This is a genomic window from Geomonas propionica (genome assembly GCF_016458235.1).
Classification (GTDB): domain Bacteria; phylum Desulfobacterota; class Desulfuromonadia; order Geobacterales; family Geobacteraceae; genus Geomonas; species Geomonas propionica.
Genome location: NZ_JAEMHK010000003.1, coordinates 25,214 through 43,203 on the forward strand (window position 1 = coordinate 25,214; position 17,990 = coordinate 43,203).

General features: G+C 62.4%; 14 protein-coding genes and 1 riboswitch. Of the genes, 4 read left to right on the forward strand and 10 right to left on the reverse strand.

The genetic code is table 11. The features are described from left to right. The first annotated feature begins 22 nt into the window (after positions 1–22). Positions 23–760, forward strand: a complete 738-nt coding sequence (locus JFN90_RS04770; RefSeq protein WP_199393970.1) for a sulfite exporter TauE/SafE family protein — start codon at positions 23–25, stop codon at positions 758–760. Between the two features lie 18 nt (positions 761–778). Here the strand turns inward: JFN90_RS04770 and ygiD are convergent, their stop codons facing one another. Together ygiD and JFN90_RS04780 are read right to left on the reverse strand one after the other, a co-directional pair. Then, positions 779–1,558: a 4,5-DOPA-extradiol-dioxygenase gene (ygiD, locus tag JFN90_RS04775; RefSeq protein WP_199393971.1), complete on the reverse strand. Its 780-nt coding sequence runs from the start codon at positions 1,556–1,558 to the stop codon at positions 779–781. 122 nt (positions 1,559–1,680) lie between these two features. Next, the gene (locus tag JFN90_RS04780; RefSeq protein ID WP_199393972.1) at positions 1,681–2,055 is read right to left on the reverse strand and encodes a cupin domain-containing protein; all 375 of its coding nucleotides are present in this window, start codon (positions 2,053–2,055) and stop codon (positions 1,681–1,683) included. A gap of 516 nt (positions 2,056–2,571) precedes the next feature. Between JFN90_RS04780 and JFN90_RS04785 the strand changes: the two genes are divergently transcribed. From JFN90_RS04785 to JFN90_RS04795, 3 genes are all read left to right on the forward strand, one after another. Continuing rightward, a complete protein-coding gene (locus JFN90_RS04785; protein ID WP_236018876.1) occupies positions 2,572–4,329 on the forward strand; it encodes a flavocytochrome c in 1,758 nt (585 codons plus the stop codon). Positions 4,330–4,441: 112 nt separating this feature from the next. Next, the gene (locus JFN90_RS04790; protein WP_199393974.1) at positions 4,442–5,743 is read left to right on the forward strand and encodes an MFS transporter; all 1,302 of its coding nucleotides are present in this window, start codon (positions 4,442–4,444) and stop codon (positions 5,741–5,743) included. 80 nt (positions 5,744–5,823) lie between these two features. Then, positions 5,824–6,432 carry a DUF922 domain-containing protein gene (locus tag JFN90_RS04795; protein ID WP_199393975.1) on the forward strand — a complete coding sequence of 203 codons (609 nt, stop codon included), beginning with the start codon at positions 5,824–5,826 and terminating at the stop codon, positions 6,430–6,432. 61 nt (positions 6,433–6,493) lie between these two features. On the opposite strand, the gene JFN90_RS04800 is transcribed toward JFN90_RS04795, so the two are convergent. From JFN90_RS04800 to JFN90_RS04835, 8 genes are all read right to left on the reverse strand, one after another. Beyond that, positions 6,494–7,228 (reverse strand): hypothetical protein, encoded by a 735-nt coding sequence (locus tag JFN90_RS04800; protein WP_236018877.1) that lies wholly within the window; start codon positions 7,226–7,228, stop codon positions 6,494–6,496. Between the two features lie 797 nt (positions 7,229–8,025). Beyond that, positions 8,026–8,871 carry a ChaN family lipoprotein gene (locus JFN90_RS04805; RefSeq protein WP_199393977.1) on the reverse strand — a complete coding sequence of 282 codons (846 nt, stop codon included), beginning with the start codon at positions 8,869–8,871 and terminating at the stop codon, positions 8,026–8,028. Between the two features lie 295 nt (positions 8,872–9,166). Further along, positions 9,167–10,801: a hybrid sensor histidine kinase/response regulator gene (locus tag JFN90_RS04810; protein ID WP_236018878.1), complete on the reverse strand. Its 1,635-nt coding sequence runs from the start codon at positions 10,799–10,801 to the stop codon at positions 9,167–9,169. A gap of 47 nt (positions 10,802–10,848) precedes the next feature. Beyond that, positions 10,849–10,925, reverse strand: a riboswitch (cyclic di-GMP riboswitch). A gap of 118 nt (positions 10,926–11,043) precedes the next feature. Further along, entirely contained in the window at positions 11,044–12,945 is a 1,902-nt protein-coding gene (locus tag JFN90_RS04815) for an Lnb N-terminal periplasmic domain-containing protein (protein ID WP_236018879.1), read from the reverse strand. A gap of 95 nt (positions 12,946–13,040) precedes the next feature. Continuing rightward, positions 13,041–13,511: a DUF3015 family protein gene (locus JFN90_RS04820; RefSeq protein WP_199393978.1), complete on the reverse strand. Its 471-nt coding sequence runs from the start codon at positions 13,509–13,511 to the stop codon at positions 13,041–13,043. Positions 13,512–13,800: 289 nt separating this feature from the next. Beyond that, complete coding sequence (locus tag JFN90_RS04825) at positions 13,801–15,789, reverse strand: methyl-accepting chemotaxis protein (RefSeq protein WP_199393979.1); 1,989 nt, start codon at positions 15,787–15,789, stop codon at positions 13,801–13,803. Between the two features lie 310 nt (positions 15,790–16,099). Beyond that, on the reverse strand, positions 16,100–17,410 hold the full coding sequence (locus JFN90_RS04830; protein WP_199393980.1) for an NCS2 family permease: 1,311 nt from the start codon (positions 17,408–17,410) through the stop codon (positions 16,100–16,102). A gap of 2 nt (positions 17,411–17,412) precedes the next feature. Continuing rightward, the gene (locus JFN90_RS04835) at positions 17,413–17,964 is read right to left on the reverse strand and encodes a hypoxanthine-guanine phosphoribosyltransferase (protein ID WP_199394290.1); all 552 of its coding nucleotides are present in this window, start codon (positions 17,962–17,964) and stop codon (positions 17,413–17,415) included. Between the last annotated feature and the right edge of the window lie 26 nt (positions 17,965–17,990).

The following is a 17,990-nucleotide window of genomic DNA, read 5'->3' on the forward strand; positions in this document are numbered from 1 at the left end:
CGCCGGTGCGGATTGGGGTGAGATGGATTTCTTGATCGTACTGCCGGTTGCTTTTCTCGCTTCGCTGCTCAGCGCCATGAGCGGCGCGGGTTCCGCCATGCTCACCACGCCGGTGTGGCTCGCGCTGGGCTTCCCGCTTCCGGTGGCCATCGCCTCGAACCAGCTGAACGGTGCCGCCTGGACACTGCTTGCGGCCCGCAACTACCTCAAGGGGCGCCGGGTCGACTGGGCGCTCATAAGGGCGATGATCCTATGCGGGCTGGCCGGCGCCTATGCCGGAACGGTGATCGTGCGGGGCGTCGATCCCCGCCTGCTGCAACGGGTCATCGGCGCCATCATCCTGTCGCTGGTGGTCGTGGTGGCGCTGAACCCTTCCTTGGGACGCGATGAGAGCGAGCCCGCGCTGTCGCGCTCCGTCACGGCGTTGCTGGCCTTTCCCCTAGGCGTCTACGAATCCTTTTTCGGCTCCGGCAACGGGCTCTTCACCTCGCTGCTCCTCGCCAAGGGGCGCGGCCAGACCCTGGTGGTGTCGCTCGGATGCTACTACCAGATCGCCTTCTTCTGGAACTGTTTCGCTGTCGCAGTCTACAGCATGGCGGGGTTGGCCGACGCCCGGCTCATGATACCTTCCACGGTCGGCTCGGTCGCGGGCGCCTACATCGGCTCGAGGATCGGTCGGCACAAGGGGCACGACTGGGTGCGCGGACTGTTCGTGATACTGGGCGGAATACTGGGCCTCAAGCTGGTGCTCGGGCTGTAGTCGGGACGGCCGCAACGGCTAGCCAACCTGGACCGCCAGCATGGAGATGGAGCCGCCGTCGACCCCCTCTACCGGGAAGGTGATCTGCTCCTCCCCCCGCCTGGTCGCCAGCACGTACAAAAGCGGCAGATAATGGTCCGGCGTCGGGATGGAGAGCCGGGCGTCCTCGCCTAGCGTCTCGTACGCCACCAGGGGAGCATGGTCCCCGGCCAGCATCAATTCTCTCGCCCTGGCTTCAAAGCGCACCGCCCAGTCATACGGCTCGACAAGGTGTCTCCCCCAGGCGTAGCTGTGCAGGTTGTGAACGAGGTTGCCGCTCCCCACGATGAGGATCCCCTCTTCGCGCAGCGTGGCGAGCTTCCTGCCTAGGTCGTAGTGGAACTGCGCCGGCTGTGTCTCGTCGATGCTCAACTGCAGCACCGGTATGTCCGCGTTCGGATAGAGGTGGCACAAGACGGCCCAGGTGCCGTGGTCGAGCCCCCAGCTGTCATCCCCCTGCACCTCCAGTGGAGAGAGCAGGCGCTGCAGCCGGCGGGCAAGTTCCGGAGCGCCCGGAGCGGGATAGCTCATCTGGTACAGTTCCGGCGGGAATCCGCCGAAGTCGTGGATGGTGCGGGGCTTTTCGTTGACGGTGACCGCGGTGCCGGGGCGGTACCAGTGGGCGGAAACGCAGACGATCCCCTCCGGGCGCGGCATGGTTTGCCCCAGGTGTCGCCACGCTTCGGTGTAGTCGTTGCGGGCCAGCGCGTTCATCGGGTTGCCGTGGCCCAGAAAGAGTGCGGGCATTGTCGAGGGCATGTGGGACTCCTTTTCCTGGTGAGATATCCGACAGTTATACCTGGTCCCGCGCCGAGGTGCAACGGCCGCAAAAAAAATGGGGCGCCTGCGAGTGGCGCCCCATCTACGTTTGCCTGAGCCGCTCAGGCCGCCTTGGCGTAATCGATCATGCCCTGGAAATCCACCACAACGGCCGGTTCGTCTCCGACTACCCAGGCATCATGTCCCATCGGCAAAAGGGAAACATCACCCGGGCCGCAGTCGAACTCGCTGCCGTCATCCATCACCACGTGGAGCCTGCCGGAGACGTGGTACTGGAAGTGCGGCGCTTCACAGCTTTTGGTGTGCACCAACGGCTGCACAGATGTCGACCAGCGCCAGCCGGGGAGAAAGGTCGCCTTGCCCACCAGCGCCCCGCCGATCAGGATCAACTCTACCTTGCCTTTGGGGAACTCCCTCACCTCGTAAGGAGTGGCGAAGTTTTTTACCTCTGCCTTGTCGCCCGATATGACTTTCATAGTTGCCTCCTTTTATTCCACCTTGCCTTCTAACCAATTGTAATCCTTCCCTTATCCGACGGTCAATCATGCCGTGTCCGTGTCTTGTCTCGCTGCTCCTGGCGCCGTCCTTTGCTGTGTCCCGGCGCCCACCTGTTCCGGCGTAATGCTTTTCGAAGGACTCCTTGCCAAAACAGCCGCGCTCCTCGCTAACCCCTCGTCATAACAAGGGGTATAGCCGCAGGTTATATCTATAACCTAGGGTTATGATTCGTGCTAACCTTCTGAAATAACAGCTGCTTTCTTAATGAGCACCCGTCACCCGATAACCTGCGGTTATCGTTCGTTCTCATTGTCATGCAACGCCCCGCGGCTAAAGTTATCATTAATTCGACACCTTGGCCTGTTGCACCGGTATTGGCATCACTCGTGCTCATGGGGAAAGGTCGCGAGAGGGCTTCATTATGCCTTTCCTGCGGCGTATTCCTGCGAGCAGAAACGGGTTCCCACCCGAGACAACAAGAAAGGAGAAAGATGATGACTTCGAGGATAGGCATTGTGATGGCTGCGTTGCTGGTGCTGGTATCCGCCACGGCCCTTTGGGCAGGCGGCTCTGAGCCGCTGGCGAAGCTGCACGAAGGGAAGGCGACTTGCGCCGATTGCCACGGCAGCAGCAAGAAGATCAGCGTCGACGACAGCGAGAAGGGCGTCAACAAAAACTGCGTCGGCTGCCATGGCACGCTGGCAGAGATGGGGAAGAAATCCCAGGAGGAAGTTAATCCCCACAAGTCGCACCTCGGTGACATCAACTGTACCGCCTGCCACCACGGCCACACCGCATCCTGGGCCTACTGTCTGAGCTGCCATCCCTTCGACATGAAGATCGCCGGCGGCGGGGCCACCCCGACCAAGGCGACTCCCGTGGCAAAGACCAAGAAGCACGCCGAGAAAGCGGACGTCGTGGTCATCGGCGCCGGTGCTGCCGGCTTCACCGCGGCCATCACCGCGCACGATGCCGGCGCCAAGGTGGTCATCATCGAGAAGCAGCCCATCACCGGCGGCAACAGCATGCTCGCGGCGGGCGGGATGAACGCGGCTGAGACCACCTTCCAGAAGGAGAAGGGGATCGCCGACTCGGTGGATCTCATGTACAAGGACACCATGACCGGCGGCGGCGACCAGAACGACCCGGCCCTCGCCATGGTGCTGGCCAAGAATTCCGCCGGCTCGGTTGCCTGGCTCACCGGCCTGGGCGCCGACTTGAGCGACGTCGGCCGCATGGGGGGCGCCAGCGTCAACAGGACCCACCGTCCCAAGGGGGGCGCCGCGGTCGGTGCCCACATCACCGAAGTGCTGCGCAGAAACGCCGCCCAGCGCAGCATCGACATCCGTGTCAACAGCAAGGTGGTGCAGATCCTGGAGGACAAGAAGGGGCGCGTGACCGGCGTCCGCGTCGCAGGCAAGCATAGCGGCGAGTACACCATCAACGCCAAGGCGGTGATCATCGCGGCCGGCGGCTTCTCGGCCAACCCGGAGCGGGTCGCCTACTACCGCCCCGAGTACAAGGGGATGACCACCTCCAACCAGCCCGGCGCCACCGGGGACGGCATCGATCTCGGCACCGCCGTGGGCGGTGACCTGAAGGACATGAAGGAGATCCAGATCCACCCGACCGTCGCTGCCGGCAGCCGCACCCTCATCACCGAGGCGGTGCGCGGCAACGGCGCCATCCTCGTCAACCATGAAGGGAAGCGCTTCGTGAACGAGCTGACCACCCGCGATAAGGCTTCCGCCGCCATATTGGCCCAGAAGGGGCAGTCGGCCTACCTGATCTTCGACGACGGCGTCCGCAAGAGCCTGAAGCAGATCGACGGCTACTTCCACCTGAACCTGGTGCAGCAGGGGGCCACCCTGAAGGATCTCGCCGCTGCCATCAAGGTCCCGGCCGAGACACTGGAAGCGACCGTCGCCTCCTACAACAAGGGGGTTGACCAGAAGAACGACGCCGAGTTCAAGCGTCCCGACCTGCCGCGCGCCCTGCGCACCGCCAAGTATTACGCCATCGAGGTGAAGCCGGGCGTGCACTACACCATGGGCGGCCTGAAGATCACCACCGGCAGTGAAGTCGTCGCCAAGGACGGCAAGACCATCGCAGGACTCTTCGCGGCCGGGGAGGGGACCGGCGGCGTCCACGGCAAGAACCGGCTGGGCGGCAACTCCATCTCGCAGACCATCACCTTCGGCCGCATCGCCGGCGACAACGCCGCCAAGTTCGCCAAGAACGCCCGCCCCTAGCACCATGTGCCGGTAACGGCAGAAACAACCGGGGAGACGCCCTCGCGGCGTCTCCCCACTGTTTGCCCCTGGGCTTATCCAACGCTCGGGGGGCAAGACGAGCGAGGCGGGCATGTTCCACTCCAGCTTCACGCTGATGCGTGACGACAATTACCGTATCTTCTCCTTCGGACAGGGAATTTCCTGGCTGGGAAGTGTGATGCAGTCGGTGGCCCAAGGGTGGCTGCTCTGGTCGCTCACCAAGTCACCGGCGCAGCTGGCGCTGGCCGCCATCATGCTCTCCCTTCCGGTACTCTTGTTCAGCGTACCGGGCGGGGTGGCCGCCGACCGGTTCGACAAGCGCGCCCTCCTGGTGATCACCCAGGGAGGCTCCCTGGTCCCGCCCCTGTTCCTGGGCATCCTGGCCCTGCGGGGCGAGGTGACCGCGCCGGCGATCATGTTCTTCTCCTTGTGCCAGGGCGTGCTGAACGCCTTCGAGGTCCCGGCCCGCCAGGCGCTGCTGGCCGAACTGGTGCCCAAGGAGTGCCTGGGGCAGGCGGTAGCGGTCAACGCGGTTTCTTTCAATGCCACCCGCCTTTTCGGCCCCGCGGCCGCCGGTTGCATCATCGCCGCCTTCGGCGCCGCACCCTGTTTCTTCCTCAACGCCCTCAGTTGCGTGGCGGCGATCCTCACCCTGCTCCAGGTGCGCCTCCCCTGCCGGGAACCGGATCATCCGCTGCGGTCGCAAGGGCTCCCGGCAACCGAGCTGCATGAAGGTCTCTGCTTCGCTGCTAACCATAAGGAGGTGCGCCAACTCCTCCTCTCCGTACTCCTGGTGAGCCTGTTTGCCATTCCCTTCGTACCGCTGCTGCCGGTCTTCGCCGAGATGTTTCAGCGCGGCCCGCAGGGGCTCGGCTTCATGTCCGCCTGTCTTGGCAGCGGTTCGCTCCTTGCGGCACTAGGACTTGCCTTTCGGGACAACCTGCCCCACCCACACTTCAACGGCGCCGGCGCCGGGATACTCTTCGCCTTGGCGCTACTGCTCTTCTCCCGCAGCACCGACTACGCCGTTGCCCTGGTTGCCTTGGCCCTCGCGGGGGGGGCGGTGGTGGTGTTCCTGGCCGGCGCGAACCGGTCCTTGCAGCAGGCCTGTCCGGACCGGCTGCGGGGGAGGGTGATGGGGGGCTATACCGTGATACTGCTGGGGATGGCGCCGGTGGGTAACGCCCTCATGGGTGGGGTCGCCGCGAAGCTCGGAGCTTCCTGCGCGCTCACGCTCACCTCTGCGCTCTGCATCGCCGGTCTTTCGCTCTTGCAGATGGGGTCGCGCCGCGAGGCCTTAGTCACCAACAACCGCGATTCTCTCTGGAGTGGCGAGCTCGCCGGCAATAAAGGAGGAGATGCCGGTAAAGGTGCGATTCGTCGTGCTTTGTGACCTGGGTCACTCCTGGGTGATGCCTGATAGGGTATGGTTACTTCACGTTTTCCACCTCAGCTTCAGGAGTCCGTATCTGCATGATGCACCGCCTCGTTGCCGGCGCAGGGATCGCCCTGCTCTTTCTGGCCAGTTCCACCTCCCTGTTTGCTTCAGATTCGGCTTCCTGTGAACTGAAGGTGAGAGAAGGCTACCACTTTTATGACATAACCGGCAAAACCCTGGACGATCTGGTGCAAGAGATCAAGCTCAATGGAACCAAGTGGAGCGACGGCAAAGTGTACTCCGCCATGACCAACTGGGACATCCATTACAAGTACGAAGTCACCTGTCAAAATGGCCGCTACTCGGTCAAATCCGCCGCCACCCGCGTAGACATCCTGTACAACATGCCTCGTCTGAATCTTGCCACCTGCGCCCCCGAACTGGTCACTGCCTGGAGCAATTACCTCACCCATTTGCAGGGGCATGAGTTCGGTCACAAGGACCTGGCGGTTAAGGCTGCCTCCGAGGTGAACGAGATGTTCGGGACCTTGCCAAGTTTCGGCAGTGAGGAGGAACTGGCTGCGGAGATCACCAAGCGCACCGAGGAAAAGTTCAAGGAGTTGAAGGAGATCCAGATAGGATACGACCACGACACCAGGCACGGCGAAACCCAGGGCGCCGTTCTGCTGGCCGGATCACATTAAAAAGGGGCTACAGGCCCCGCCCGTAACCCCTTTCCCTGCCTACCTGCCTTATAATCACGTCTTACCTGCCACTACCGCCGGTTCCGGTGCCGGTACCCATGGATCCGCCGGTGCCGCCGGTGCCGGTGCCAGTGGTGCCGCCCGTACCGGTACCCATACCGCCAGTACCCATGGTACCGGTGCCCGTGGTGCCTGTACCCATAGTGCCGGTGCCCATGTTACCGGTGCCGGTCCCCTGGTTATTGTAGCTGCCGCCCGTACCTTGGTTCATGGTGCCGCCGGTGCCCTGGTTCAGTGTTCCGCCGGAGCCGCTACCGGTTGTCCCCCTGGTTCCCTGATCATAGTAGCTGCCGCCCGTACCTTGGTTCATGGTGCCGCCGGTGCCCTGGTTCAGAGTTCCGCCGGTGCCGCTACCGGTCGTGCCCCTGGTTCCCTGATCATAGTAGCTACCGCCGGTGCCCTGATTCAACGTGCCGCCAGTGCCACGGTTCATGGACCCGCCGGTGCCCTGATTCAGGATTCCGCTCGGGCCACGGTCCAAGGTATTGCCTGTGCCTCTAGTCCCCTGTTCAAAGTAGCTGCCGCCGGCACCCGGGTTCAGCGTGCCGCCACCGCCTGTGCCGCTGGTCCCCCTTTCCATGGTGCCACCCATGCCGCTACCAGTGCCGGTGCCGTAGTAACTGCCGCCACTACCCTGGTTATAGGTACCCCCGGTGCCCCTCTGGTCGTAGGTCCCACCCTGGTTGTAGGTGCCACCGGTGCTGCCCCCCACCGTTCCGCCTGCACCGGTGCCCATGCTGCCACCTTCAGGTCCCAACCGCTCAACCGTGAAGTCCTGCCGCACTGTGCTCCTGGCTCCTGTTCCAATGGGGAGGGTGGTGCTACTGTAGCTCTCTACGCTACCGCCACCAGATGTACCGGAAACCGTCCCGCTTCTGTGGGAGGTTTTTTTGTGGGTCATTCCGGCTTTATGGGTTGAGGTTGAACCGGATTTGTGTGTCATCTTCTTGTTGCACTGGCTTCCTGTGCCAGCCGCATAGCTTGTGCCTGTGGTCATGCCCATCATGCCCACCACGGCGATTGTGGTGAATAGCAACCTTCTCACTGTTCTCATAGTTGGACCTCCGTTCCCGGTCCCGACCGGGCGACACCGCCTGCATAGCTTGCAGATGGGCCTGATGGTCCTCACGGTGTCAACTCTAGGTTGTATGCAAACCAGTGCTGCTGATCTCAACTTACCATAATCAATTAAAAAAAGCCAACCTTGCTGGCGTCGCTGGTTGATGCTAAATGCGCGTGATAACAGGGAATTTTATAATGGGGGGCGAGGGCTGCTTCCGATAACCTGTTCCTGTATTTGCACAAAAAAGAGGCTGCGCACGCAGGCGAGGGCTCATGAGCGGCTTCGGGCCGAGGAGCTTTAGCGACAGGGATGTTGGAGGAGCGGGTGGGGGGCGGGTGGGGGGTGGCCGCCTGGTACCTCGACAAGGCTCACGTGAAATTTGCCGAAGCACCTGGGTCCTGAAGCCAAAGGGGGGGCAGAGGAGGCTTCAGGCGCGCCGGCAGGGTGCACCGGCGCGCTCGGATCGACCGTTACAGTTCAACCAGGTAGTCGGCCTCGCTGGTGCCGGAATTGCTGCTATTCAGATAAGGGGTCTCGGGGAGGATGACGGTCGAGGCGATGCCGCCGCCCAGACGCTGCAACTGGTCGGGAATGGCGTATTTAACGGCATGCCAGACCCCGGTCAGCACCACCAGGGTCCGCCCAGGCTCCTTATCGCGGTAGCGCAGAATATTGAGGGCCATACCGCTGTTGCGTACCGTCTGCGCCTCGCAGAAGAAGTCGAACTTTCCGCCGTTTTGCTGGTGGTGCGGCGCCGACCGGAATGTTTTCCTCAAAAAGGCAACCTGCGGGTTGGCGAGGTCGCAACTGGTTCCCGGCGGCAGCCCCTTCCGTTCCTCCGGCGTAAGTGCCGCGAAGCCATCCCGGGAAACCTTGCGCACGATGGCAAGCGGCACGTTGAGCGCTACCATCGGGATGCGTTTCTCCTTGGCGAAGAGGAAGATGTCCCGGTACATCTGCCAGCCGGTCCAGTTCCTCTCGAAGACCTGCTGCATCTCCGGCTCCCCTATGTTTCCTTCTACCCAGTCGTCCAGTACCTTCTGCGAGTCGCTCTGCATCATTTCCAGCCCGATGGCCATTGGCAGCTTGCCTCCGTCGAGCAAGCGGAGCAGGTCGAGCTGCAACTCGTGATGGTACGACTCCTCATGTGACTCGCCGACCAGGATCACCTGGCTGGTGGCAGCCGCCGCTGCGAGTTGCGGTAGAGATAGAGTCTGACCATCACTGAGGCGGGTGATGATGGTATGCCCGTGAGCCTGGGCGCAGCAAACCGCTATCAGCACCGCGACGAACAACGTCCTGAAGCATCCCAACATAATCGCCCCCTTGCGCGGCTCTGCGCCACAATGGCGGCCGGCGCACACCGCGTCTGCCGTGGTTCGCGTCTCTTTGGGTGAAAAATTAAGCGCGGTTAATTGTATCAGGCGACGTGGCAGGGGCCAGCTGCGATGGAGGGATTGCAGCGGCTGTGGAGACGGCTCATCCATTGGTCAGCGGATCAGAGGAACGGCGGATTACAGCATGAGTGGATTGGGGAATGCAGGGAGAAGGGAGGGGTGCCGGGACGGGTGAGGCACGAGGACGCGGATGGAGAATTGAGAATCGAGGACGCTAGGCGGAACTTGTGGCGGGTTCCCGCAGCTTGCGGAGCATGACGCGCATCTGATCCCTATTGTAGGGCTTGGCGAGGAATGCAGCGTACGGATCACTGTCGATGAAGGGGGATACTTCCTTCTTGCCGTAGCCGCTGCAGAAGAGGACGGGAAGCGCAACGGCCTCCCTGCGCAGTTCCTGGTAGGCTTCGACTCCGTCCATCTCGGGCATGGTGAGGTCCATCAGGACCAGGTTGATCTCTTGTGACCGCTCGCGATAGATCTCGAGGGCTTGGCGGCCGTTGCAGGCGGTGATGACGGTCAAGCCCAGCCCGTTGAGAAGGACGGTGCCGACCTGGCGCAATTCCGGTTCGTCGTCAACCAGCAGGACGGTACCTTCCAACCGCTCCCGGGAGGGGCGCGGTGGCTCCGGATCTGCGCTTGCTCCCAGGCGCGGGCAGGGAGCGGGGCAGGTCGGAAAGAAGATCCTGAAGGTGGATCCCTCTCCTTCGGCGCTGGAGAGTTGCAGGGCTCCGTTGTGACTTTTTATGATGCCCATGGTGGCGGACATCCCGAGGCCGCGCCCGGTGAACTTGGTGGTGAAGAAGGGCTCAAAGAGCCGCTGCCGGGTCACCTCGCTCATGCCGCAGCCGTCGTCGCTGACTTCCAGGCAGACGTAGGAGCCCGGGGCGATGGTGTTGCCGAATGTGTCGTAGCTGGCTTCGTCCGGCCCTATGGTGTGCCCGGCCAGCGTGATAGTGACGGTGCCTTTCTGGTCGGCGATCGCTTCGACGGCGTTGACCACGAGGTTCATGATGATCTGCTGCACCTGCCCTTGGTCTCCCTTGATCAGCGGGATGTCCGGCTCGATCAGGTACCTGAAGGCAACCTTCTTCTTGAAGGCGGGCTGGAGCATGCTCACCACCTCACGCACCTGGACGCCGAGGGCTATCTCCGTCTGCACCAGCGGACTCTTGCCGGCATAGTTGAGCATCTGGCGGCACAGGTCGGCCGCGCGGTTCCCTGCCGCCTCGATCTGCGCCAGATGCTGTTGCACCTCTTCGGCCGTCGCTGTACGGGCCATGGCGCAGTGCCCGAGAATGATGGTCAGGATGTTGTTGAAGTCGTGGGCGATGCCGCCGGAGAGGACACCCAGGCTCTCAAGCCTCTGGGTCTGCTGCAGCTGCTGCTCCAGGGAAAGCCGGTATTCCTCCGCCTTCTTTCGTTCCGTCACGTCCCGCGCGACGTGCACGCAGGCGGTAATCTCGCCGAACTCGTTGTACAAAGGGGAGACCGAAATTTCGAAGAAGCCGCCTAGGTGCCGCTCCTCCATCTCTACGTGGGGCGCCTCGCCGTCCTGCAGCAGTTTCACGAAGGGACAGGTGCCGGGGACGCCGCCCATCTCGTGGAAGAGCTCGTAGCACTTGCGGCCGGGGACCTCGGAGGGGCGCATGCCGAGCCGGTCGGCCATGGCGCGGTTGGCGCGGGTGATGGTGTGTTGGGTATCGGTGATGAAGATGAGGTCGGGGACGGCGTCGAAGGTGAGCTCCCACTCCCGCTTGCCGCGGCTGAGGGCTTCGTAGAGAAACTGTGTGCTCAAATCACCATCTACTGACATGCCGTTACCCCACAGGTCCTGAAGAACGCATTCCATGTCCTGCACGGGACGCAAAAAAGCCGGGGCAGAATATCGAATGATATTTCGGCAACCCGGCTGTCTCTGAGAGACCCAATAGGCTTTCCGCCCCATCCTCGCGGATGGTTGAGTATTATCGTGTATCTTGTTGATGTATTTAATTTTAGGTCATTATGCTCTTTGGTTTGATTGAAGTCAACGGTATGACAGCTATTGGCAGGGACTTCCCCGTGAGTTGAATCACTAAAAAAGTATTTTTGTCAGAAATAGTAGTTCCAAAGCAGGCTGTGCTCAGAAAGACTGTGCCCTGACACATCTCCATAGCTGAAGCTCAGGCTAACACTCTGTTGCTGAGCCAGCCGGAAGTTCTGTGCCAGTGTCGCTTTGAGAGTGATGCGGTCATCTCCCACCACATAGCAAAACGCCGATCCTTCCAGGTTCACTTTCCACCACTCCCTGATCTGCTCCAGGATCCCCAGGCTGATGCCCGGCGCAGCGGCCACCGTTCCGCGCAGGTGCCTGCCGCCGTCGACGTCAAGTTCCGCGAAGCCGTACACGATGCCGCCCCAGGGGGACCTGCGGGAGACGCCACCGCCGCTGTTCAGCCTGAAGATGAGCGAGTCCCTGCCGTCCTCCATCACCTCGGTATCCCAGCCGGTGGCGATCTTCCAAGAGTAGGGCTTGAAAATGCGGTCACGGGGGGCGGTGGAGAGGATGTCCAGAAGGTGCAGGGTGCGCAGGCGGGAGCGCCCCGTTTCCGGCACGTAGTCGACCCGCGTGTCGAAGAACTTGATTTGCGCTCCCTTGAGGTAGCCCTGGTCCGGGTCGAGCAGGCTGTGGAACTCGGGCTGCATATGTACCGCTGCGAACCAATCCCCGCGGCGCACGCCTCCTCCCAAGCCGACCTTGGAGGTGTGGTGCCCGGCGTCGGGGGGGGCGGGGGGCGCGACGGCATAGTCCGCCTCGCTCCCGGTGCCGAGGGCGCTTCGTTGTGCGAGGACCTTCAGGTAGAGCTTGTTGTAGGCATCCTGCTCCAGTTCCTTGCGGGCAAGACGCAGCTGCACCAGCTCCGCGGCGAGGTCCAGCACCTCCCTTTGGCCCTGCGCCGTCGGGGCCACCGCGCCAATGCTTGTGGGGGCGCGCTTGCCCTGGGCCACTTCGACGGCGGCTTGCTGTCCTTCGTCTTCGAGCAGGGAAGCGACTTTGACGATGCGCGCACCCTGAGAGGGGCGATAAACCGCCGGCTCCAGGATCCCGCTTGCCTGGGCGATCTCGATGGTGTTGGTGGGGTGAACCAGCAGGCCGGTACGGTCGGAGAGGTGCAGCGAGGGGCGCGCCGCCTCGATCAGGAACAACAGGTTGTAGGAGCAATTCTCGTCCAGGAAGTAATAGTCGGAGGCCACCCGCTGCAGTTCCAGTGCGTGCAGCAGCAGCTTGTCCACCTCTTCTTTGGAAAGTTTCAAGCGGTACTCCCACATGTCCCGGTGCTCAAGGTCGCTGTACTCCTTTACCTTCTGGTAGTACGGCATCAGGGAGTAGTACCCCTTGTACAGCCCGGTGAGCCCCTTGATGGCGTAGAGAAAGCCGTTGGCGTCGGTGGCGTCGGCCGCGTAATTGATCGCGTAGGAGATGAGGTTGCTCTTGCTGGAGCTGTCGATCCTGATCAGGGTGTGGCCGAACATCGAGGCGGGGCTGTTGATGTGACCTACCGGGAACACCAGCACGGCGGACCGGGCATCGATGGTCCTGATCTGCTCCTGCTGTTCGGAGCAGGCGGCGCCAGGGAGCCGGGACGGATCGATGGAGAGTTCAGCGCTGAGCCAGGCCAGGCGGGCCGGGAAGCGGCAGAGGGGATGTTCCCCGTCCGGAGCCTCGGGGCGGAAGAACGCGGCAATGGTGGCATACAACTCGGCGGCCGGGTCGGTCCTTCCGGTGGGGGAGAGAAAGAAGTTGGCGTCGGAGATGCGGCTTACGGTGCCGCCGGCGAAGGCCTTTTTGTAGTGCAGCAGGATCTGCCAGGGGCGCTCTTCCCAGAGCCGTTTCGCCGCAGCCTCTTTGAGGAGCTGGTCGCGGTAGGCGAGGTCCGCGGCAGGCGCGGGGAGGCAGGAAAAGGCGAGCAGCAGCAGGGTGCACAAGGCGTGGCGCAGCAGGGACATGATCATTCCAGTACTCATAACAGGTTGCGGAGGGGACTTCGAGACTAAAAAGGGTGCACAGTTCTCACTGTGCACCCCTCGCGACGTTTTGCCCGGCAGAATCAGTTGGCGGTTACGGTCACGACGTTGTCGATGACCTCGGCCATGACGATCTTGTCAGAGGTGAAGATCTTGTTGAAGTTGGCCTGCAGCTTCGCCTTGTAGGCGTCGCTCTGGGTGGAGGGGACACCCATCATCTCGACGAAGGTGTCCAGGGTCTCGCCTTTGCCCATGGCGATTTCCTTGGCCAGGTTGTCCATGTTGGCGCGGACGAACTGGTTCAGTTTCTCGTTTTGCACGATTTTACCGGGCTGGGTGCACTCGGAGGTGCCGGAGGTGATCCCGAAGGTCTGGGTGCCCGAGGTGCCGTTGGTGGTCGATTGCAGGATCTCGAACAGGATCGAGCCGTCGGCCTTGTTCTGCCAGAGCATGGTGCCGAGGCCGCAACCTGTGTTGGTGTGAGCCTGACCAGCGGCAAAGGCGGAACCGGTAATCAAAAGAGTGAGTGCAAATGCCATCAGCAGCTTTTTCATGGTTGTTCTCCTTTTTGGGAAAATTTTAACCAAGTATATGGGCCTGTTCCTGAGTGTCAACTGACAGGCTGAAAAAGATCGTCATGTCCGCTGAAAGCAGCTGAAATATGGGCATCTGTCACTTGCGCGCGTGTGCGGCAAACAGCGCAAACGAAAGCGAGCCTCCCCATAGAAAGAGGAGGCTCGCGGGTCGTTTTTTACTGCGGAGCGGAAGCTCAATCTTGCCCGCATTTGCATTGCTCAAGCGTGCGGTGCGCCACGATGGTTTGCGCCTTTGGGTGACAGGGGGCTATGCCAGTTTGAACCGCCCCACGATCTGTTGCAGCTCCGCGGCGAGCCCCGACATGTGCGTCGCGGCCTTGGCAGTCTCGTGCGCGCCTCCCGCAGTTTCCGAGACCACGTCGGTTATGGTGCCGATGTTGGCGGTGATTTCGCCGGTCACCGCCGTCTGCTGTTCCGCCGCGGTCGCGATCTGGTGGATTTGGGAGGTGAGTTCGTTGATGGCATTCATGATGTCGCCCAGCGCCTCGCCGGAGCGGCGCGAGCTTTCCATGCCCGATTCCACCTCCTGCACCCCGAGCTTCATGCTCCCCACCGCACCGCTTGTGTCGTTCTGGATCGCCTTGATCATGGCACCGATCTCTTTGGTCGCCCGGGTGGTACGTTCGGCGAGCGCGCGGACCTCGTCCGCCACCACGGCGAAGCCGCGTCCCTGCTCGCCGGCGCGGGCCGCTTCTATCGCCGCGTTGAGGGCCAGGAGGTTCGTCTGGTCGGCGATGTCCTCGATGGTCCCGACGATGGCGCCGATCTCGTCCGAGCGGGTGCCGAGGTTTTGGACGGTCTGTGCCGATTCTCTCACCCGTTCGGCGATCTTCTGCATGCCGACCAGGGTCTGCTGCACCACTTGGGCGCCGCCGCGGGCGGTGTCGCTGGCGCGGTTGGATGACTCGGCGGCCTGGGAGCAGTTGCTCGAGATATCGTTGGAGGTGGCGCTCATTTCTTCGCTGGCCGTCGCGACCGTTCCGGACTGAGCGGCGACCTCCTCCGCGGCGGTGGCGATCTGTACCGCCGTTGCGCTCAGCTGCTGGCAGGAGACGGAAAGCTGGCTGGTGTTTCGGGAGAGCTGGGAGACGATGCCATGGACGTTGTCGATGAAACGGTTGAACCAGGTGCTTACCTCGCCCAGTTCGTCCTTGCGCCCCACTTCGAGTCGCCTGGTCAGGTCTCCCTCCCCTTCGGCGATGTCCTTGAGCATGCCGAGCATCCGGGAGAGCGGCCGGGTGATACCCAATGAGATGATGACGCCGAGGAGGCAGGTGCCGAGGCTCGCCGCGCCTGCCAACACCAGGCTCAGAATAAGGGTTAGACGCGCGTCGTGGGCCAGTCGTCCGGCGGTGGCCAGGATTTCTTCGGTAAGGACATCCTCGACCTGTTTCATGGTGTCGATCTTCTCGGTGATCACCGGGAACCAGGTCTCGGCAGGGATGCCGAAGTGGCCGGAAAGCCCCTTGGACAGCACGGCACCCCTAATCTCCTCGACCTTGCCGAATACAGGCGCCTTCGCTTTCTCCTCGTAGGCCGCGACCGCCTGTGGAGAGGCGAACTTGCGGAACATGTCGAGGTAGTCCTGCTGGGCAGCCAGGATAGTCATGGTCCGCTGCAGCTTCTCCTGGTCGAGGTTGTCGGCTGCGAGCACCGCGTTCAAGGCGGCCCGCTCCTTCCCTGTCTCCTCCTTGGCTTTCACGAAGCTGTAGTAGGCGGTCGCCTGGCGCATCACCTCGCGCTTACCGCTGGTGGTGGCAACTGCTGCCACGACATCCATGTACGAGTTGATCAAGCCGGTGTAGAAGGTGTAGGCCTGCGCGCCGGTCTCCTGGAGCGTGTCGATCCTGACGCGGGTCTCCTTGAGCTTCGCGATCGCGCCTGACGCCGCGTCCAGGCTTGCCTTCACCACCGCCACCGATCCCTGGTTCTTCTCGAGGAACCCGGCCACCGCCTCGATCTGCTGGTCCACCTTGGCGCGCTGGCCGGCGAGTTCCTCCTTGAATTTGCCACCCTTGGCGTTGAGGTAGCCGGAGGTGTAGCCTCGCTCCTTCTGGATCTGGTGCGACAGCTCACCCACCTGGACCGCCAGTGCGGTCAGCTTCTGGGTCTGGACCAGCCCCTGCAGGACCGCATAGTCTCTGTTCGCGTTGTAAACCGAAAACACCACCATACCGAGCACCGGGACGGCGATCATCAGCAACAGCTTGGTGCGGATTCTTAGATTCTGAAACATGGTTGTTCCTTCCTTCGCACGGGGTTCTCCAGCCTCTACTCCCGCGCCAGGCGCGACTGGCGGCGCATTGTGGCGGCATCTCTGCCCGCCTTTGACATTAGTTTTCAATTTATCGGCGGGGCGGGAGGGGGCTTTAGCGAAATTTGCGGAGGGGCGGCGGTGATGGCGACGGGAATGATGGGAGTCATGGGAGCTGGAGAGCGGACATGGCTGGAGGCTGGAGGCTTGGCTTGGGGGGGGAGCTACAAAAAAAGCCGCTGCCCTCATGGTGGGGCAGCGGCTTGCCGACAAACGGCGAAACGGGCGGGAGCTACTTCGCGCCGAACAGGAAGTAGGAGAGCGACAGCAGTGCCAGCACCCACATGCCCCCTTTCATTTCCTTGATGCGGCCGGTGGCCCCCTTCATGAGCGGGTAGGCGATGAAGCCGGCGGTCATGCCGACGCCGATGTTGTAGGTGAAGATCATCAGCACCACGGTCAGGAAGGCGGGGATGAGCTCGGTGAAGTCGTCAAAATCGATCTTTGCCAGCGGGCTGATCATGTAGGAGCCGATCACGATCAGGGCGATACCGTAGGCATGCGCCGGGACGATGGTGAACAGCGGCGCGAAGAAGAGCGCCAGCAGGAAGAACAGGGCGGTGACCAGGGCGGTGAAGCCGGTGCGCCCCCCTTCCTCGATGCCTGCCGCGGATTCGATATAGGCGCCGGTGGTGGTGGTGCCGAGCAGCGGCGCGGCCACGGTGGCGAGGGCGTCGGCCAGCATCGGCTTCTCGATCTCGGGGAGGTTGCCGTTTTCATCCAGGAGGTCGGCGCGCATGGAGAGGCCGAGCAGGGTGCCCACGGTATCCAGGAAGGCCATGATGAAGATGGTCAGGATGATCGGGAAGAAGCTCGGGTTGAGCGCGCCGGCGAAATCGATTTTGAACAGGATGGGGGTGATGTCCGGCGGCATGCTGACGAAGGATTGCGGCAGCGGGGTCACCTTGAGGATGATGGAGGCGATGGTGGTAACCACGATGCCGATCATCATGGAGCCGAGCACCTTGCGGGAGATGAGCACCACGGTGAAGAGCAGGCCGAAGACGGCCAGGAGCACGGAGGGATGGGACAGGTCGCCCAGCTTGACCGGGGCGCCCGGGACGCCCAGCACGACGATGCCTGTCTCGTTCAGGCCGATGAAGGTGAGGAACAGGCCGATGCCGGTGGCGAAGGCGCACTTAAGCGACAGCGGGATGGACTCGGCGAGCCAGCTCCGTATCTTGAACAGGGTGAGCAGGGTGAAGATGACCCCGGCGAAGAAGACGGCGGCCAGCGCGGTCTGCCAGGAATAACCCATCACCTTGACCACGACGAAGGCGATGAAGGCGTTCTCGCTCATGTAGGGGGCGATGGCGAAGGGGCGGTTGGCGAAAAAGGCCATCAGTACGGTGCCGAACACGGCGGCGATGATGGTGGCTGTGGTGGAGGGGCCGCGCGGGATACCGGCGTTTTCGAGGATGGCCGGGTTGACGATGATGATGTACGCCATGGTGAGGAAGGTGGTGAGACCGCCGATGATCTCGCGCTTCATGCTGGTGCCGTAGCGTTGGAACTGGAAGTACGTGGCTATACGGGAGGTCATTGCTAGTTTTGCTCCTTCATTGCGTAGAGTGCGGGTAAATTGCGCCAGTATCCTGCTATGTCCATGCCGCAGCCGAACAGGAAGCGGTCTTCAACCTCCATCCCGACGAAGTCGGCCTTGGCACCGGGTGCCTTCCGGTCGTGGATCTTGTCCACCAGGACGGCGGTGTAGACCGCGGCGGCCCCCTCCTCCAGGCAGAACTTGGTGATCTCGGCCAGTGTCACCCCCTCGTCGAGGATGTCGTCGATCAAGAGCACCGTGCGTCCCTTCAGGGAGCGTTCCGGCTTCACCTTCCAAAGCAGGTTGCCACCGAACATCTCCGCGCCGTAACGTGTCGCGTGGAGGTAATCCAGTTCGAGGGCAAAGGGGAGCTTGTCCACCAGTTTGCCGGTCACGAACAGCCCGCCGTTCATGATGCAGAACGCGACCGGGTCGGTCCCCGCCAGGCGTTCCGCGATTTCCCGCGCCATGCGTGACAGCGCCTCCTCGACTTCCTGCTCCGACCTCAGACAATCCGCCTTCTGGCGAATGTCCTCCATGTCTTTGAGTACCATTTCCGCTCCTTCGGAACATTTGTTTA

Excerpts from the sequence above, each read along its gene's own strand:
- JFN90_RS04770 (WP_199393970.1), top strand. The coding sequence starts at position 23 with ATGGATTTCTTGATCGTACTGCCGGTTGCTTTTCTCGCTTCGCTGCTC.
- ygiD (WP_199393971.1), bottom strand. The coding sequence starts at position 1,558 with ATGCCCTCGACAATGCCCGCACTCTTTCTGGGCCACGGCAACCCGATG.
- JFN90_RS04780 (WP_199393972.1), bottom strand. The coding sequence starts at position 2,055 with ATGAAAGTCATATCGGGCGACAAGGCAGAGGTAAAAAACTTCGCCACT.
- JFN90_RS04785 (WP_236018876.1), top strand. The coding sequence starts at position 2,572 with ATGACTTCGAGGATAGGCATTGTGATGGCTGCGTTGCTGGTGCTGGTA.
- JFN90_RS04790 (WP_199393974.1), top strand. The coding sequence starts at position 4,442 with ATGTTCCACTCCAGCTTCACGCTGATGCGTGACGACAATTACCGTATC.
- JFN90_RS04795 (WP_199393975.1), top strand. The coding sequence starts at position 5,824 with ATGATGCACCGCCTCGTTGCCGGCGCAGGGATCGCCCTGCTCTTTCTG.
- JFN90_RS04800 (WP_236018877.1), bottom strand. The coding sequence starts at position 7,228 with ATGGGCACCGGTGCAGGCGGAACGGTGGGGGGCAGCACCGGTGGCACC.
- JFN90_RS04805 (WP_199393977.1), bottom strand. The coding sequence starts at position 8,871 with ATGTTGGGATGCTTCAGGACGTTGTTCGTCGCGGTGCTGATAGCGGTT.
- JFN90_RS04810 (WP_236018878.1), bottom strand. The coding sequence starts at position 10,801 with ATGGAATGCGTTCTTCAGGACCTGTGGGGTAACGGCATGTCAGTAGAT.
- JFN90_RS04815 (WP_236018879.1), bottom strand. The coding sequence starts at position 12,945 with ATGATCATGTCCCTGCTGCGCCACGCCTTGTGCACCCTGCTGCTGCTC.
- JFN90_RS04820 (WP_199393978.1), bottom strand. The coding sequence starts at position 13,511 with ATGAAAAAGCTGCTGATGGCATTTGCACTCACTCTTTTGATTACCGGT.
- JFN90_RS04825 (WP_199393979.1), bottom strand. The coding sequence starts at position 15,789 with ATGTTTCAGAATCTAAGAATCCGCACCAAGCTGTTGCTGATGATCGCC.
- JFN90_RS04830 (WP_199393980.1), bottom strand. The coding sequence starts at position 17,410 with ATGACCTCCCGTATAGCCACGTACTTCCAGTTCCAACGCTACGGCACC.
- JFN90_RS04835 (WP_199394290.1), bottom strand. The coding sequence starts at position 17,964 with ATGGTACTCAAAGACATGGAGGACATTCGCCAGAAGGCGGATTGTCTG.